Raw genomic sequence first — 14,581 nt, 5'->3', positions numbered from 1 at the left:
TGTTTGCCAGATCGGTAATTTTACTGATTTATTGATCTGGCAAAACTTCCCCTCTGTTTCATTTCAGATATATAGGTTACTCTTTTACTTATAGACTGTGGTGACAGTAGTAAGGAGACCTGTATGGCAAAGTATCAAAACATGCTGGTGGCCATCGATCCTAATCAGGACGATCAACCGGCGTTACGACGAGCTGTCTATTTACATCAACGGATTGGTGGCAGAATCAAAGCGTTTCTGCCGATATATGACTTTTCTTACGAAATGACCACCCTTCTGTCGCCTGACGAACGCACCGCCATGCGTCAGGGCGTGATCAGCCAGCGTACGGCCTGGATCCGCGAACAGGCAAAATTCTATCTTGATGCCGGTGTACCCATTGAGATTAAGGTGGTGTGGCATAACCGTCCGTTTGAAGCCATCATCCAGGAAGTGGTGAGCGGCGAACACGATCTGCTCCTGAAAATGGCCCATCAGCACGACAAGCTCGAGGCGGTGATTTTCACGCCGACCGACTGGCACCTGCTGCGCAAATGCCCGTGCCCGGTGTGGATGGTTAAAGACCAGCCGTGGCCGGAAGGCGGTAAAGCGGTGGTGGCGGTCAATCTCGCCAGCGAAGAGAACTACCACAACGCCCTCAACGAGAAGCTGATCAAAGAGACGCTCTATCTCGCCGAGAAGGTCAACCATACCGAAGTCCACCTTGTGGGTGCCTATCCGGTTACGCCCATCAACATAGCCATTGAACTCCCGGAATTTGACCCGACCGTTTATAACGACGCCATCCGCGGCCAGCATCTGCTGGCGATGAAATCCCTGCGGCAAAAATTTGGTATCGATGAAAAACTGACCCATGTCGAAAAAGGGCTGCCAGAAGAGGTGATCCCCGATCTGTCCGAGCATCTGCAGGCCGGTATCGTGGTGTTAGGCACTATTGGCCGCACCGGTATTTCAGCCGCCTTCCTCGGCAACACCGCCGAACAGGTGATCGACCATCTGCGCTGTGATCTGCTGGTCATCAAGCCCGATCAGTATCAAACCCCGGTTGAGCTCGACGACGACGAAGACGACTAAACATAAAAAAGCCCGCCAATTGGCGGGCTTTTTTTCTAGCTCTCGGTGACAGGCTGTGTCGAAGGCTGTGCCCTCTCGCCCTCTTTCATCCACGGTGCATGCAGCACCATGCTTGGCAGAGCCAGTTTTACCCCTTCATCATTCAGGCTCTCCAGGATACGGATATTGATCTCCTGCTGGATATCCATGTATTTGTTGTAATCCGCGGTGTTGACGATATGCACCACCTCAAAGGTGAGACGGTCTTTGTCAAAACCGAGCAGATGGGCACGGTCAAAACGCGTTTCGCCGATATCGGTGATGATTTTTTTCACGTTATCGCCAATGATGCGCAGCTTCTCAGGCGGCGTGTCGCTGGCAACGCCGAAGGTAAAGACGATTCGGCGCGTCTGCATACGCTTATAGTTGTGCAGCGTTTGCTGAAGCAGGATCGCATTACCGCAGACAATCTGCTCCCCGCTCAGGCTGCGAATACGCGTCGTTTTAAGACCGATATGCTCCACCGTCCCGGCCACGTCGTTAAACACCACGAAATCGCCAATTTCGAAGGGTTTATCGAACCCAATTGAGAGCGAAGCGAAGACGTCGCTCAGGATGGTTTGCACCGCCAGGGCAATGGCGATACCCCCGACCCCCAGGCTGGCAACCAGCGCCGTGATGTTGACGCCGGCGTTGGCAAGAATAGAGAGCAGCATCACTGACCAGACAATCGCCCGCAGGATCAGGCCGGTGATCACCAGAGTCACCGGGTTTTTATGGTTTCCCGGTGCCAGCATGACGTGCCGCAGCCAGGAGACCACCCCCTGATCCATCCACAGCGCCACCTGAATCGCCAGCACCAGGAACCAGGCGTGGCTAAGGGTGCCGGAGAGGCGGTCAGGAAGTTCCACGAAGCGCAGGCTGATAAGAAAAGCGACCACAAAGAGCATGACCCGGCTGGTTCTGTTCAGCATCTCGGTGAGGATCAGCTGCATCCGGCGTGTGGTGGGATGTTTATCGCCCCAGTTGGTGATCCCCTTGTGTACAAAGGTGATGATGCGCTTTAACAGCCAGTAAACCAGAAGCGTCACCACCACCACGGTACCGAAGCCAATCCAGAACGTGGGGGTCATCATGAGCGCCAGAAAATCGAAGTGGGACAAAAACCGCATTATCTCTCCTCCCTTTACACAAAGTTAAAAGTATAGACAGATGGAATACGTTGGCGGCAGAAATAAGAAAACCGCCCTGTTGGGCGGTTTATTCACTGTGGATAAGAGAGGCTTAGAGCGCTTTTAAGATCGCATCCACGCTGGCTTTGGCATCGCCAAACAGCATGTGGGTGTTCTCTTTAAAGAACAGCGGGTTCTGTACACCAGCGTAACCGGTGTTCATGGAGCGCTTGAAGACGATAACATTCTGCGCCTTCCACACTTCCAGAACCGGCATACCGGCGATCGGGCTCTTCGGATCGTCCTGTGCCGCCGGATTGACGGTATCGTTGGCGCCGATAACCAACACGGTATCGGTGTCGGAGAAGTCGTCGTTGATCTCATCCATCTCCAGCACGATATCGTAAGGCACTTTCGCCTCTGCCAGCAGCACGTTCATGTGGCCCGGCAGACGCCCGGCAACCGGGTGAATACCGAAGCGCACCTTAATGCCGCGAGCACGCAGACGTTCGGTGATTTCCGCAACCGGATACTGCGCCTGCGCCACCGCCATGCCGTAGCCTGGGGTGATGATGACCGTATGCGAGTTTTTCAGCATGTCGGCAGTCTCTTCGGCGCTGATTTCACGATGCTCACCCACCTCTTCGTCACCGCCGGAGGTCTGTCCGTCGGTACCAAAGCCCCCGGCGATCACGCTGATGAACGAGCGGTTCATCGCCTTACACATGATGTAGGAGAGGATCGCACCGCTTGAACCCACCAACGCGCCGGTGACGATCAGCAGGTCGTTGCTCAGCATAAAGCCCGCCGCCGCCGCCGCCCAACCGGAGTAGGAGTTCAGCATGGAAACCACCACCGGCATATCGGCCCCCCCGATAGAGGCCACCAGGTGCCAGCCAAATGCCAGCGCGATGATGGTCATCACCAGCAGCGCCAGTACCTGCAAGCCCACGCTGTCGGTGCGCACGAAGACCACCATCAGCAGAAACGACACCACCAGCGCGGCGAGGTTCAGCTTATGACGGTTTGGCAGCATCAGCGGTTTAGAGGAGATCTTGCCGCGCAGCTTACCGAACGCCACGATAGAACCGGTAAAGGTCACCGCCCCGATGAAGATGCCAAGGAACACTTCGGTCAGGTGGATATTAACCAGAATCGGCTCCATACCCGGTTCGTGATAGAGGTAGCTGTTAAAGCCAACCAGCACCGCGGCCAGACCGACGAAACTGTGCAGGATCGCCACCAGTTCCGGCATCTCGGTCATTTCAACGCGTTTGGCAAGACGAATACCAATCGCACCACCGATGATCATCGCCACCAGGATCCACGCGACGTTGCCGGTGTCCGGTCCGAAAATCGTGGCAATCAGCGCAATCGCCATCCCGGCGATACCAAAGTTGTTGCCCTGCTGCGACGTTTCATGTTTTGAAAGCCCCGCGAGGCTGAAAATAAACAGGACCGCGGCAACAATGTATGCAGCGGTAACTAATCCTCCAGACATAGGTTACCCCTTATCCCTTACGAAACATTTTCAGCATGCGCTGAGTCACGGTGAAACCACCGAAAATATTGATACTGGCGATCAGTACCGCGATAAAGCTCAGGAAACTGACCCAGCCGCCGTGACCAATCTGCAATAATGCTCCGACCACGATGATCCCGGAGATGGCGTTGGTAACCGACATCAGCGGCGTATGCAGCGCATGGGAAACGTTCCACACCACGTAGTAACCTACCACGCAGGAGAGCGCAAAGACGGTGAAATGGCCGAGGAACTCTTTCGGCGCAACGTCTGCCAGCCAGCCAAAGAGGATAATGGCCAGCGCCATCAAGGCGTACTTACGCCACGGCGAAGCAGGTTTTTCAGGCTCTTTCGGGGCTGGAGCAGCCTTGGCGGCGGCCTGCGGCTGCGCGGAAACCTGAATCGGCGGTGCCGGCCAGGTGATCTCACCCTCGCGGACCACGGTGACGCCACGCACGACGACGTCCTCGAAATCAACGGTGATCGTGCCGTCTTTCTCTTTGCAGAGCAGCTTCAGCAGGTTCACCAGGTTGGTGCCGTAGAGCTGGGAGGACTGGGTTGGCAGACGGCCCGGCAGATCGGTATAGCCGATCACCTTCACGCCGTTAGCGGTGGTGGTGACCACACCCGGAACGGTGTATTCGCAGTTGCCGCCGTTTTGCGCGGCCAGATCGACGATCACGCTACCGGCCTTCATGGAGTCGACCATTTCGCGGGTGATCAGTTTCGGTGCCGGTTTGCCCGGAATGAGCGCAGTGGTGACAATGATGTCCACCTCTTTCGCCTGGGCAGCGAACAGCGCCATCTCGGCTTTAATAAAGGCTTCGGACATCACTTTGGCGTAGCCGTCGCCGCTGCCCGCCTCTTCTTTGAAGTCCAGTTCCAGGAACTCGGCGCCCATACTCTGCACCTGTTCTTTTACTTCCGGACGGGTATCAAAAGCACGAACGATTGCGCCGAGGCTGTTCGCCGCACCAATGGCGGCCAGACCGGCAACGCCTGCGCCAATCACCATAACTTTCGCGGGTGGGACTTTACCCGCAGCGGTGATCTGGCCGGTAAAGAAGCGACCAAACTCATGCGCCGCCTCGACGATGGCGCGGTAGCCGGCGATGTTCGCCATTGAGCTCAGGGCATCCAGCGACTGCGCACGCGAGATACGCGGCACAGAGTCCATCGCCATGACGGTGACGCCGCGCGCCGCCAGCTTCTCCATCAGCTCCGGATTCTGGGCTGGCCAGACGAAGCTCACCAGCGTGGTGCCCGGATTGAGCAGCGCAATTTCATCCTCTTCTGGTGCATTGACCTTCAGAATGACGTCCGAATGCCAGACGTTTGCGCCGTCTACAATCTCTGCGCCCGCCTGAACAAACGCCTCGTCATCGAAACTTGCCAGCTTGCCTGCGCCGCTTTCAACCGCGACGGTAAAACCCAGTTTCAGCAGCTGTTCCACCGTTTTTGGTGTCGCTGCTACACGGGTTTCATTGGCAAACCGTTCTCTTGGTACCCCAATACGCATAGTAATCCCTTCCATCGGTTTTTGATGATGGTTTGTCGAATATTCATCACGGATATATAACGACGGTAACAGGCGTTAACCTGCTACTCACGCATATCCGCAGAAAATAAAACAGTAACAAACTTTCTATAACCTACTGAAAATACCGCCTGTGATCCACAGCAAGAAAACACTTTTTATGTCTTTAACTGTCAAAAATAAGTGATCTGCATCTCTGACAGGCATATCTGCCTTTATTTCTTCGTCAGGGCCGATGTTTAGCTCAGTCGAAGCGGTAAAAACACGATATAGCGCCAGCCAGAAACAACTTATTAACATTAAATCAACTTGTGAAAGTTATATGCTTTATTAGTTTTAGTGGTCAAACGGGTATTTTTTCAACATATCTCTAAAGGTTATGGAAATTGATCGTCACCTTGCCGGGTACCGCAAAAAATGGCGCAGACAGCAGAGGGTGTTAAATGCAATAATCGTCAACGTTTTCAAATTAACAACTACACCAGTACCTGGTTTGCGTAAGGCGAAGGATTATTTTTATGAAGCTTAAGAACACTCTCCTGGCGTCCGCACTCCTTGCTGCGAGCGCTCTGTCTGCCAATGCCGCGACAGAGTTAACGCCGGAGCAAGCGGCTGCAACGAAACCTTACGATCACGTTACGATCGTAGGTCGTTTTAACGCAATTGGCGATGCAGTTAATGCCGCCTCCAAACGTGCCGATAAAGAGGGCGCCGCCGCATTCTACGTCGTGGATAACTCCGAATACGGCAGCAGCGGCAACCAGCGCGTCACCGTTGCGCTCTATAAAGCCGATGCCCCGAAAGCGGAAGAGGTGAAAAACCGTGTCATTAACGGTGTGATGGAACTGCCTAAAGATCAGGCCGTTCTGCTTGAGCCGTATGATACCGTCACCATTCAGGGCTTCTACCGCAGCCAGCCGGAAGTGAACGACGCCATCACCAAAGCCGCTAAAGCGAAAGGGGCTGACGCCTACTACATCGTTCGCCAGATCGATGCTAACCAGGGCGGTAACCAGCGCATCACTGCTTACATCTATAAAAAAGACGCGAAAAAACGTGTCCTGCAGAGTCCGGATGCTATCCCGGCTGACTCTGATGCCGGTCGCGCAGCCATTGCCAAAGGCGGCGAAGAAGCGAAGAAAGTGGAAATCCCGGGCGTGGCAACCAGCGCTGCACCAGGCGCCAGCGTTGCTGGTGTGGGTCGTTTCTTTGAAACCCAAACCACCAAAGGCGGTCGTTACAGCGTTACGCTCAACGACGGCACCAAAATTGAAGAGCTGAACAACGCCACTGCCGCGCAGATGATTCCGTTCGACAGCATCAAATTCACCGGTAACTACGGCAACATGACCGAAATTTCTTACCAGGTGGCGAAGCGTGCGGCGAAGAAAGGGGCCAAGTATTACCACATCACCCGCCAGTGGCAGGAGCGCGGTAATAACATGACCATCAGCGCTGACCTGTACAAATAAGTAACCTGTTTCACTCAGGCGGCGTTATGCCGCCTTTTTTTTCGCTTTACCGCCACAATTCGGCTCTTCCTCATTGCATGCGTTCGTAACACTCCGTAAAATCCCGCGCCTTAGCGTTATTCACCATTTTTATGCGCTTCGACGAAATAATTATTCTGGAACCGACCCCCTTTTTAAACAGGATGCCAATGGAAAAGAAACTTGGCCTGAGCGCTTTGACTGCGCTTGTTTTAAGCTCCATGCTCGGTGCGGGTGTATTCAGTCTGCCGCAGAATATGGCGGCCGTCGCCAGCCCGTCTGCGCTGCTTATCGGCTGGGGGATCACCGGCATCGGGATCCTGCTGCTGGCCTTCGCCATGCTGCTGCTGACCCGCATTCGTCCCGACCTCGACGGCGGTATTTTTACCTACGCCCGTGAAGGCTTTGGTGAGCTGGTGGGTTTCTGTTCCGCCTGGGGCTACTGGCTGTGCGCGGTGATCGCCAACGTCTCTTATCTGGTGATCGTCTTCTCTGCGCTGAGTTTCTTTACCGACTCCCCTGAACTTCGGCTCTTTGGCGATGGCAATACCTGGCAATCCATTGTCGGCTCCTCGGTGCTGCTGTGGCTCGTGCATTTCCTGGTACTGCGCGGCGTCCAGACCGCGGCCAGTATCAACCTGGTCGCAACGCTTGCGAAGCTGGTACCGCTGGGGCTCTTTATCGTGCTGGCGTTTATTGCGTTTCGTCTCGATCTCTTCAGCATGGACTTTTCCGGCGTGGCGCTGGGTGTCCCGGTCTGGGAGCAGGTGAAAAACACCATGCTGATCACCCTGTGGGTCTTTATCGGGGTGGAAGGCGCGGTGGTTGTCTCGGCCAGGGCGCGCAATAAGCACGATGTTGGCCGCGCCACGCTGCTGGCCGTACTGGCCGCATTAGGGGTCTATCTGCTGGTCACCCTGCTCTCGCTGGGCGTGGTGGCGCGTCCGGAGCTGGCGGAGATGCGTAACCCCTCGATGGCGGGCCTGATGGTGAAAATGATGGGTTCCTGGGGCGAGGTAGTGATTGCCGCCGGTCTGATCGTCTCCGTATGCGGCGCCTATCTGAGCTGGACCATTATGGCGGCAGAAGTGCCGTTCCTGGCCGCAACCCATAAAGCCTTCCCGCGTCTGTTTGCGCAGCAGAACAAAAACAATGCGCCGTCCGCGTCGCTATGGTTGACCAACATCAGCGTGCAGATCTGTCTGGTGCTGATCTGGCTCACAGGTTCAGACTATAACACGTTGTTAACCATCGCCTCCGAGATGATTCTGGTACCCTATTTCCTGGTGGGCGCATATTTGTTAAAAATAGCTACCCGACCGATGCATACCGTCGTGGGGATGGGCGCCTGTATTTACGGCTTATGGCTGCTGTATGCCTCCGGACCGATGCATCTGCTGCTCTCCGTCGTGCTCTATGCGCCGGGACTGCTGGTGTTTATTTATGCCCGTCGCACGCACCAGCTCCAGCACGCGCTGAAGCGCCGTGAAATCGTGCTGATTGGCTTATTACTGGTTGCCGCATTACCGGCAACGTGGATGTTGATGGGATAAGCAACCGCGTCCCATCGTCGAACGGATAAGGAGAACACGATGGGACAGGCAAAACCGCTCCCGATCCTGATTACTGGCGGAGGTCGTCGTATCGGCCTCGCGCTTGCCCACCATTTCTTGAATCTTCACCAGCCTGTCATTGTCAGCTATCGCACAAAATACCCGGCGATCGAGACCCTGTGCGAGGCGGGTGCAACCTGTATTCAGGCGGATTTTTCCTCTGACGAGGGCATTCTGGCCTTTGCCGACCAGGTAAAAGCGGAAACCACCGGGTTACGCGCCATTATCCATAATGCCAGCGCATGGATGGCGGAATCCCCGGAGCACTCGCTCAGCGACACGCTCTCCTGCATGTTGCAGATCCACGTCCATGCCCCTTACCTGCTCAACCACGCTCTACAAGGGCTGTTGCGCGGCCACGGCCATGCCGCCAGCGACATCATCCACTTTACCGACTACGTGGTTGAGCGCGGCAGCGATAAACACATTGCTTACGCCGCCAGCAAAGCCGCGCTGGATAACATGACCCGCTCGTTTGCCCGCAAGCTGGCCCCGGAGGTGAAAGTCAACGCCATCGCCCCGTCGCTGATTATGTTTAATGAACATGACGATGCCGACTATCGTCAGAAGGCGCTGAATAAGTCCCTGATGAAAATCGCCCCGGGAGAAAAAGAGGTGATTGATTTAATCGACTATATTCTGACCAGCTGCTACGTCACGGGCCGATCCTTTGGCGTGGATGGCGGGCGTCCTTTACGTTAGTGAAAGCGGCTCCAGCAGAAAATTAACACCCAGGCGCTGAGGCTCCAGCAGAGTACCGCCCCGCCCAGCGCCAGCGGCAAACGCATCATGCCGGTGAAGTACCAGAGCGAAAGCAGATAGAGAAAATAGGGAATAATCGACCACATGCCAAACACGATGGTCGCCCGCAGCGCCTCAATACCCCGCTCCGAGGCGACGATATAGTGGGCAATGAGGGCAAAGGTGGGAAACAGCGGAATCAACCCGGCAATGTAATAATTTTTGCTTTTCGCCAGTACCCCAATCAGTAACACCACCAGCGCACCTAACGCCGCTTTTATTACCAGCCCCATCCATTCCCCCTTAACAAGACAATAACAATGTCGGGCAGCATAACGGAACGGCAACATTTTGCGAATGATTAATGGAAGGTTAAGGTTGCGCGGTGTATGTTGGCGTTTTCCGCAGACACAGCCTTGCTATGAACAAGATCGTATACGTTGAGGATGAACCTGAAGTCGGTCAGTTGATCGCCGCTTATCTGGGTAAACATGATATTGAGGTCATCGTCGAACCGCGCGGCGACCGCGCAGAAGAGGTGGTGGCGCGGGAAAAACCCGATCTGGTGCTGCTGGATATTATGCTACCGGGTAAAGATGGCATGACCCTGTGCCGGGATCTGCGCGCCCGCTGGAACGGGCCGATTGTGCTGCTTACTTCCCTCGACAGCGACATGAACCACATATTGTCCCTGGAGATGGGGGCAAACGACTACATCCTCAAAACCACCCCACCGGCTGTACTCCTGGCGCGCGTGCGTCTGCATCTGCGCCAGCACGTTGCCGCCTCCAGCGACACCCCGGCCCCGCAGCTCACCCCGCACAAGGCGCTGCGTTTTGGCACACTCTCCATCGATCCGGTCAATCGCCAGGTGTTGCTTTCCGGCGAGCAGGTGGCGCTGTCGACGGCCGATTTCGACCTGCTGTGGGAGCTGGCAACCCATGCCGGACAGATTATGGATCGGGACGCGCTGCTGAAAAACCTGCGCGGCGTCAGCTACGATGGCCTGGACCGCAGCGTGGACGTGGCCATCTCCCGCCTGCGCAAGAAGCTGCTGGATAACGCTACCGAGCCGTTCCGCATTAAAACCGTGCGTAACAAAGGCTACCTTTTCGCGCCCCACGCCTGGGACGTATAACAGGGGCGACAGCCGCCCATTTTTACCCCTGATGATTAACCTTTTGCGCCCGCCTGCATAATATGTATTATGTTATAACATAACATTTATGAGGGTGAGAACGTGTTTAATCAAAACAGGGCGCTGGCTTTTGTCCTAACTTTATTCGTGCAGCCAGTAGTCGCCGCCACGGTTTATCCGCTGACGGTAGAGAACTGCGGCATTAAGGAGACCTTTACTCAGGCCCCGCAGCGGGTAGTGACGGTGGGGCAACACGAGACGGAATTGCTCCTGGCGCTGGGGCTCGAAAAGAAGATCGGCGCGACCTCGGTCTGGTTTGGCCCTCTGCCCGATGCGCTGGCAAAACAGGGTAACGGGCTGAAAAAGCTGGCGGATAACGCCCCCTCCTTTGAAGCGGTCACCGCGGAGCGTCCTGATCTGGTGCTGGCCCAGTATCACTGGCATATCGGGCCGCAGGGGGAAACGGGCACCCGGGAACAGTTCGCCACACTGGGCATCCCGACCTGGATCTCCCCTGCCGACTGCATCGGCAAAAGCGTCACCGACAGCTCGAACGGCGACGGGGCGCGGAGCACACCGTTTTCCATCGCCGAAATCGAACGCGAAATCGATGAACTGGCGACCATTTTCGACGTCCAGCCGCAGGGTAATGCGCTTAACGAGGCGCTGAAACAGCGTATTCAGCAGGCGCAGGCCCGTGCTGCCGCGAAACAGACTTGTCCCCTGAAAGTGGTGTTCTGGTTCTCCAGCAGCCGTCTGAAAGGCGATCCCTGGGTGGCTGGCGATTACGGCGCGCCGGGGTGGATAAGCCACACGCTTGGGCTGAAAAACATCATTGATTCCCATGACGAATGGCCTGCCGTGACCTGGGAGCATATCGCCCAGGCGCAGCCTGACGTGATCGTCATCGCTGAGATGTCCCGCCGTCTCTACCCTGCGGATGATGTGGCGGTTAAAAAGGGCTTTTTAAACGACGATCCGGTGACCCGAAACATCCCCGCCGTGAAAAAGGGGCAGATCGTGGTGGTGCCCGCAATGTCACTTAACCCCTCCCTGCGTAATGTCGATGCCGTTGAGGCGATCGGCGAAAAACTGGCAACGTTCCAGGCTGAACAATGAGTATCATGATTCTCCGCGCCCCCTTTAGCCTGCCGCGCTGGCGGCAGCATAGCCTGATGGCCGTCGGGATAGTGACGCTGCCGTTGATGCTGGTTTTCGCTGCCACCGTCGGAGATATGCCTGTGTCGTATGCGAACGCAGGTAAAGCCATTCTCAACGGTCTGGGGCTTGGTAGCTATCTGCTGCCCCAGGTTGAGGAGGGCATTGTCTGGCAGTACCGCATGAGCCGGGCCCTGATGGCCGCCTGCAGCGGAGGGGGTCTGGCGCTTTGCGGCCTGGTAATGCAGGCCATCCTGCGAAACCCGCTGGCGGAGCCCTATCTGCTGGGGATCTCCTCCGGTGCGTCGCTGGGGGCCGTCTGTGTGATGTTGCTGGGTATTGGCGGCAGCTCGCTGGGCATCAGCGGCGGCGCCTTTATCGGCGCCTGCTGCGCGTTCGGGCTTATCATGCTCATCACCCACGGCATGACCGACAGCCCGCCACGGATATTGCTGGCGGGCATCGCCGGGACGCAGCTCTTTAACGCCCTGACCGCCTACATTGTCAGCACCTCCGCCAATGCCGAGCAGTCGCGCAGCGTGATGTTCTGGCTGCTGGGCAGCCTGAGCGGGGTTCGCTGGCCGGATGCTATCCTGGCTCTGGTGGTCGTGCTGGCCGGATTTATGGTGATCTTCGCCTTTTCACGAGCGCTGGATACCTTCACCTTTGGCGATGAAGTCTCCACTACCCTCGGCGTGCCGGTCACCCTGGTGCGCATTATCCTGCTGCTCACCTGCGCGCTGGTGACGGCGGTAATGGTCAGTATCATTGGCGCGGTGGGATTTGTCGGGCTGGTGATCCCGCACGTTACCCGGATGCTGTGCGGCCCCGGGCATCGCCGCTCAATTCCCCTGACCTTCCTGATCGGGAGTCATTTCATGATCCTCGCCGATGTGGTTTCCCGCACGCTTATCACCCATCAGGTCCTGCCCATTGGCGTGGTCACCGCGTTAGTCGGCGCGCCTGCCTTTGTGGTTCTGCTCTATCGCAGCCGGGAGAAAAACGTATGACCCTTTCATTAAGCGGATTGCAGGTCACCTTCCAGTCCCGCCAGGTGCTGAACAACATCAATCTGCACCTGGAGGCGGGTGAAATTGTCGGTCTGTTAGGCCCGAACGGCTCGGGAAAATCGACGCTGCTGCGCTGTCTGGCCGGGTTACTCCCCCGTCATGCGCACCATATTCAGCTGAACGGCACCCCGCTCAATAAAATCTCCGTGAGAGATCGGGCCAAACAGCTGGCCTTTGTTCCCCAGCATGCCGGAGTGGATGGCGATCTCTGCGTGGAGCAGATTGTCCGGCTGGGGCGCACGCCGCACCGCAGGGGGCTTTTTGGCTGGAGTGAAAAGGACGACCAGGCGGTTGAGCACGCTATCCGCCTGATGAAACTTGCCGGGCTGCGTCACCGGCTGTGGCGGCAGCTTTCCGGCGGAGAGAGACAGCGCTGCCAGATCGCCCGCGCCCTGGCCCAGCAGCCACGGCTGCTGATCCTCGATGAGCCGACCAACCATCTGGATATTGAGTATCAGCTGGAGCTGATGACACTGATTACGCAGCTGCCTATTACGGTGGTGGTGGCCCTGCACGATTTGAATCTCGCCGCCAACTACTGCCACCGGCTGGTACTGCTGAAATCCGGCAGCGTGATAGCCAGCGGTCCGCCTGATGCGGTGCTGACCCCTGCTCTGATAGAAGACGCCTGGCATGTGCAAGCGGACGTCATGAAACAAGGCAAAACCTTCAACATTCGCTATGCCATGCGGGAGCCCATTGCGTAAAGTAGGCGATGCCCGCTCTTAGCGAGTCAATCTTACGTTCGGGCAGCCTCTTTAACGCGTTGTAGCTGGGTGATATTTCATGAAAAAACTGTTCGTGCAGTTTTACCTTCTGTTGTTCGTCTGCTTCCTGGTGATGACCATGCTGGTTGGGCTGGTCTATAAGTTCACCGCCGAGCGGGCAGGCAGACAGTCGCTGGATGATTTGATGAAAAGCTCGCTCTATCTGATGCGCAGTGAACTGCGTGAGATCCCCCCTCACGACTGGGCGCGCACCATTAAAGAGCTGGATCTGAACCTGTCATTCAAACTGCGCATCGAGCCACTGAAGAAATACACCCTGGATGCCCCGACCATGCAGCGGCTTCGCGAAGGCGATATCGTGGCGCTGGACGATCAGTACACCTTTATTCAGCGTATTCCGCGCAGCCATTACGTCCTGGCGGTCGGCCCGGTGCCGTATCTCTACTTCCTGCATCAGATGCGCCTGCTGGATATCGCCCTGCTGGCCTTTATCGCCATTTCGCTCGCCTTCCCGGTGTTTATCTGGATGCGCCCCCACTGGCAGGACATGCTGCGCCTCGAGGCCGCCGCCCAGCGTTTCGGCGACGGGCATCTGACCGAGCGGATCCACTTCGACAGCGGCTCCAGCTTTGAGCGGCTGGGGGTGGCCTTTAACCAGATGGCTGACAATATCAACGCCCTCATCGCCAGCAAAAAACAGCTGATCGACGGTATCGCCCACGAGCTACGCACCCCCCTGGTACGGTTGCGCTACCGGCTGGAGATGAGTGAAAACCTGACTGCGTCGGAGTCACAGGCGCTGAATCGCGATATCAGCCAGCTCGAGGCGCTGATTGAGGAGCTGCTGACCTATGCCCGCCTCGACCGACCGCAGAACGAACTTAAGCTCACCACCCCGGATCTGCCTGCATGGCTGCGCAGCTACGTGGAGGATGTGCAGAGCGTCAACCCGCAGCGCACGTTGCTGATCAGCAGCGTGGACGGCGATTACGGCGCGCTGGATATGCGTTTGATGGAGCGGGTGCTGGATAACCTGGTCAACAACGCCCTGCGCTACAGCGATAACCAGCTGCGGATCGCATTGACCCTAAACGGCAGCCGCGCCAGTTTGTCGGTGGAAGATGATGGCCCGGGCATTGCGCCAGAGGCCCGCCAGCGAGTGTTTGAGCCTTTTGTCCGACTCGACCGGAGCCGGGACCGCGCCACCGGCGGCTGCGGCCTGGGGCTGGCGATCGTCCACTCTATCGCCCAGGCGCTGGGGGGGGACGTCAGCTGCGAAGCCAGCGACCTCGGCGGCGCCCGTTTATGCTTCAACTGGCCCGTCTGGCATCATATCGCCCTGCCCATCCCTGACTGACC

At 56.8% G+C, this 14,581-nt stretch carries 13 protein-coding genes; 9 read left to right on the top strand and 4 right to left on the bottom strand.

The genetic code is table 11. The annotated features are described in order from the left end of the window. Window positions 1-123 precede the first annotated feature (123 nt). Window positions 124-1,074, top strand: a complete 951-nt coding sequence (gene uspE / locus GNG29_RS10195; protein ID WP_103179416.1) for a universal stress protein UspE — start codon at window positions 124-126, stop codon at window positions 1,072-1,074. Between the two features lie 35 nt (window positions 1,075-1,109). On the opposite strand, the gene GNG29_RS10190 is transcribed toward uspE, so the two are convergent. The 3 genes from GNG29_RS10190 to pntA all read right to left on the bottom strand — a co-directional run bounded on the left by GNG29_RS10190 (window position 1,110) and on the right by pntA (window position 5,266). After that, window positions 1,110-2,225: a mechanosensitive ion channel family protein gene (locus GNG29_RS10190; protein ID WP_103179415.1), complete on the bottom strand. Its 1,116-nt coding sequence runs from the start codon at window positions 2,223-2,225 to the stop codon at window positions 1,110-1,112. Window positions 2,226-2,337: 112 nt separating this feature from the next. Then, window positions 2,338-3,726, bottom strand: coding sequence for a Re/Si-specific NAD(P)(+) transhydrogenase subunit beta (gene pntB, locus GNG29_RS10185; RefSeq protein WP_103179414.1), 1,389 nt, complete (start codon window positions 3,724-3,726; stop codon window positions 2,338-2,340). A gap of 10 nt (window positions 3,727-3,736) precedes the next feature. Further along, window positions 3,737-5,266 carry a Re/Si-specific NAD(P)(+) transhydrogenase subunit alpha gene (gene pntA, locus GNG29_RS10180; protein ID WP_103179413.1) on the bottom strand — a complete coding sequence of 510 codons (1,530 nt, stop codon included), beginning with the start codon at window positions 5,264-5,266 and terminating at the stop codon, window positions 3,737-3,739. Between the two features lie 536 nt (window positions 5,267-5,802). Between pntA and ydgH the strand changes: the two genes are divergently transcribed. The 3 genes from ydgH (at window position 5,803) to folM (ending at window position 9,089) form a co-directional block, all read left to right on the top strand. Further along, window positions 5,803-6,756 carry a DUF1471 family protein YdgH gene (gene ydgH, locus GNG29_RS10175; protein WP_156654407.1) on the top strand — a complete coding sequence of 318 codons (954 nt, stop codon included), beginning with the start codon at window positions 5,803-5,805 and terminating at the stop codon, window positions 6,754-6,756. A 188-nt stretch (window positions 6,757-6,944) separates the two neighbouring features. Next, complete coding sequence (locus GNG29_RS10170; RefSeq protein ID WP_156654406.1) at window positions 6,945-8,327, top strand: amino acid permease; 1,383 nt, start codon at window positions 6,945-6,947, stop codon at window positions 8,325-8,327. 39 nt (window positions 8,328-8,366) lie between these two features. Then, a complete protein-coding gene (gene folM, locus GNG29_RS10165) occupies window positions 8,367-9,089 on the top strand; it encodes a dihydromonapterin reductase (protein WP_103179409.1) in 723 nt (240 codons plus the stop codon). On the opposite strand, the gene GNG29_RS10160 is transcribed toward folM, so the two are convergent. Next, on the bottom strand, window positions 9,086-9,421 hold the full coding sequence (locus GNG29_RS10160) for a GlpM family protein (protein ID WP_103179408.1): 336 nt from the start codon (window positions 9,419-9,421) through the stop codon (window positions 9,086-9,088). The genes folM and GNG29_RS10160 overlap by 4 nt on opposite strands. A gap of 128 nt (window positions 9,422-9,549) precedes the next feature. Here GNG29_RS10160 and rstA point away from each other — a divergent pair, with 128 nt between their 5' ends. The 5 genes from rstA (at window position 9,550) to rstB (ending at window position 14,579) form a co-directional block, all read left to right on the top strand. Then, window positions 9,550-10,266, top strand: a complete 717-nt coding sequence (gene rstA / locus GNG29_RS10155; RefSeq protein WP_103179407.1) for a two-component system response regulator RstA — start codon at window positions 9,550-9,552, stop codon at window positions 10,264-10,266. Window positions 10,267-10,368: 102 nt separating this feature from the next. Continuing rightward, entirely contained in the window at window positions 10,369-11,385 is a 1,017-nt protein-coding gene (locus GNG29_RS10150) for an ABC transporter substrate-binding protein (RefSeq protein WP_156654405.1), read from the top strand. Between the two features lie 5 nt (window positions 11,386-11,390). Further along, a complete protein-coding gene (locus GNG29_RS10145; protein WP_231736651.1) occupies window positions 11,391-12,434 on the top strand; it encodes an iron ABC transporter permease in 1,044 nt (347 codons plus the stop codon). Beyond that, window positions 12,431-13,201 (top strand): ABC transporter ATP-binding protein, encoded by a 771-nt coding sequence (locus GNG29_RS10140; protein ID WP_156654404.1) that lies wholly within the window; start codon window positions 12,431-12,433, stop codon window positions 13,199-13,201. Before GNG29_RS10145 ends, GNG29_RS10140 begins: the two co-directional genes overlap by 4 nt. A gap of 79 nt (window positions 13,202-13,280) precedes the next feature. After that, window positions 13,281-14,579 carry a two-component system sensor histidine kinase RstB gene (gene rstB / locus GNG29_RS10135; RefSeq protein WP_156654403.1) on the top strand — a complete coding sequence of 433 codons (1,299 nt, stop codon included), beginning with the start codon at window positions 13,281-13,283 and terminating at the stop codon, window positions 14,577-14,579. The last annotated feature ends 2 nt before the right edge of the window (window positions 14,580-14,581 follow it).

This window comes from Leclercia sp. Colony189 (assembly GCF_009740165.1).
Lineage (GTDB): Bacteria > Pseudomonadota > Gammaproteobacteria > Enterobacterales > Enterobacteriaceae > Enterobacter.
The sequence above is the reverse complement of the archived record's forward strand: the minus strand, read 5'-3'. Positions and strand labels throughout refer to the sequence as shown.